This window comes from Roseateles sp. P5_E11 (assembly GCF_054049355.1).
Genome location: NZ_JBFUMO010000744.1, coordinates 1 through 2372 on the forward strand (window position 1 = coordinate 1; position 2372 = coordinate 2372).

At 68.6% G+C, this 2372-nt stretch carries 2 protein-coding genes and 1 pseudogene; 1 reads left to right on the plus strand and 2 read right to left on the minus strand.

The features are described from left to right. The coding region (locus tag ACXJKR_RS30005) for a nitrilase-related carbon-nitrogen hydrolase (protein WP_457325952.1) at positions 1-1004 on the minus strand (1004 nt) is incomplete at its 3' end. Here ACXJKR_RS30005 and ACXJKR_RS30010 point away from each other — a divergent pair. Then, positions 1003-2175: a GNAT family N-acetyltransferase gene (locus ACXJKR_RS30010; protein ID WP_457325953.1), complete on the plus strand. Its 1173-nt coding sequence runs from the start codon at positions 1003-1005 to the stop codon at positions 2173-2175. The two genes, ACXJKR_RS30005 and ACXJKR_RS30010, sit on opposite strands and share 2 nt — an antisense overlap. Before the next feature lie 18 nt (positions 2176-2193). Here the strand turns inward: ACXJKR_RS30010 and ACXJKR_RS30015 are convergent. Next, a pseudogene (locus ACXJKR_RS30015) lies at positions 2194-2310 on the minus strand (PEP-CTERM sorting domain-containing protein); the annotation flags it as partial. Positions 2311-2372: the final 62 nt, after the last annotated feature.

Here is a 2372-nt window from a genome sequence, read left to right on the forward strand (position 1 = left end):
GTGTAGGGCGAAGGCATCATCACGGTGCGCACCTTGTCGGCACCCAACGCATCCACAGCGATGGCCAGCACCAGGGCCGAGTCAATGCCCCCCGACAAGCCGATCAGCGCGCCCGGGAAGCCGTTCTTGCCGAGGTAGTCGCGCACGCCGGTCACCAGGGCCTGCCAGACCTGGGCCTCGTACTCCGGCACCGGAATGATGTCGCCACACAGCCGGCCGCCGTCCAGCTCGATGATGGCCAGCGCCTCCTCGAACATCGGCGCACGGGCCGCCACGCTGCCATCGGCCTGCACCGCAAAGGACGCGCCGTCGAAGACCATCTCGTCCTGCCCGCCCACCAGATGGGCATAGAGCAGCGGCAGGCCCACGGCACGGGCGCGCTCGGCCATGTGGGCCTCGCGCTCCTCGACCTTGCCGATGTGGAAGGGCGAGGCGTTGATGACGCAGAGCAGCTCCGCACCTGCGGCCTTGGCGGCCGCGGCGGGTTCCTCGAACCAGGCGTCCTCGCAGATCAGCAGGCCCACGCGGTGGCCCCTGACGTCGACGACGACAGCGCCAAGCCCGGCATCTCTGCCGGAGTAGAAATAACGCCGCTCGTCGAAGACCTGGTAGTTGGGCAGCTCGCGCTTGGCATAGCTGGCGACGACCTGGCCGCCCGCGAGCACCGAGGCGACGTTCAGGCAGGGTGGCAGAGACCAGCTGCGCTCCCGCACCGCCCCGCCCTCGCGCTCGCGCGGGTGGCCAACCACGACATGTAGCCCTTCGCAGCCCGCCAGCTCAGCTGCGATGCGCTGCAACTGCTCGTCGCAGGCCTCAAGAAAGGCCGGGCGCAGCAGCAGGTCCTCGGGCGGATAACCGCACAGCGCCAGCTCCGGCGTGACGAGCAGATCAACCCCAGCCGTGTGCGCCGCGCGCGCTTGGGCAATGATGCGGTCCGCGTTGCCCACCAGATCGCCGACGACGACATTGATCTGGGCCAGGGCAATCTTCAAGGGCGAGGGCATGGGCGACAGCGATTCAGAACACGAGAGCAGCATTGTCATTCGGGTCGACGCTTCGCCCGAGGCCTTGCCGCAAGACCATTGGGACGCCCTGCTTTCTGCCCAGGCGCGGCCGACGCCCTTCATGCGCCTGGCCTATCTGCGCGCCCTGCACGCCAGCGGCAGTGCCGTCGCCGGCACGGGCTGGCGGCCGCAGTTCGTCTCGCTGTGGCGGGGCGAGGAGCTGCTGGCARCCTGCCCGGCCTATCTGAAGACCCACAGCTATGGCGAATACGTCTTCGACTGGGCCTGGGCCGACGCCTACCAGCGCCATGGGCTGAGCTACTACCCCAAGCTGCTCGTGGCCGTGCCCTTCACGCCCGTTCCCGGCAGTCGCTTGCTGGCCGTCGACGACGAGGCACGGGTGCTGCTGGCCCAGGCGCTGCGGGCGCTGGCCAAGGAGACCGAGGCCTCGTCGCTGCATGTGTTGTTTGGAGACGAGGCCGATCAGGCGGCACTGGCCGAAGCTGGCTGCACGGCCCGTGCCGGCGTGCAGTTCCACTGGACGTCGGAGGGCGATGCGGACTTCACGGCCTTCCTGGCGCGCCTGCAGCGCGACAAGCGCAAGAAGATCCAGCAGGAGCAGCGCCGAGTGCGCGAGGCCGGCGTCGTTTTCGAGGCGAACGTCGGCAATGCCATCAGCGCCGAAGACTGGGACTTCTTCTACCGCTGCTACCAGCAGACCTACCGCGAGCACCACAGCAAGCCCTATCTGAGCCGCGACTTCTTCGCCCGCATGGCCAGCGAGATGCCGGAGCACTGGCTGATGTTCACCGCCCGCCGCGGGGATGAGCGCGTCGCCACATCGCTGATCGCGCTGGACCCCGAGCGCCGCAGCGCCTTCGGCCGCTACTGGGGCGCCGTCGAGCACATCCCCAACCTGCACTTCGACGCCTGCTACTACCAGCCGTTGGCCTGGTGCATCGCCAATGGCTACCAGCGCTTCGAGGGCGGCGCGCAGGGTGAGCACAAGATGGCGCGCGGGCTGTTGCCCACGCCCACGGCGTCCAGCCACTGGCTGGCCCACCCGTCCTTCGCCGATGCCATCAATGACTTTCTGGCTCGCGAGGGCGAGGCGATGGCGGGCTATATCGACGAGCTGGGCGAGCACCAACCGTTCAAGTCAGTGCCTTGAACCCGGCCATGGCCGATCTCAGGGTCGAGCCAGATTGCCCAGCCGGCGCCTGGCCACCCGCCCCACCACCAGCAGGCCCGCCAGCAGCATCGCGTAGCTCTCGGGCTCGGGCACGGCGGCCGTGAAGTTCAGGTTCAGCGCATTGTCGGTGGCCGCCACCGACCAGTGGCCGCCCATCAGCGAATTGGTGAAACCGC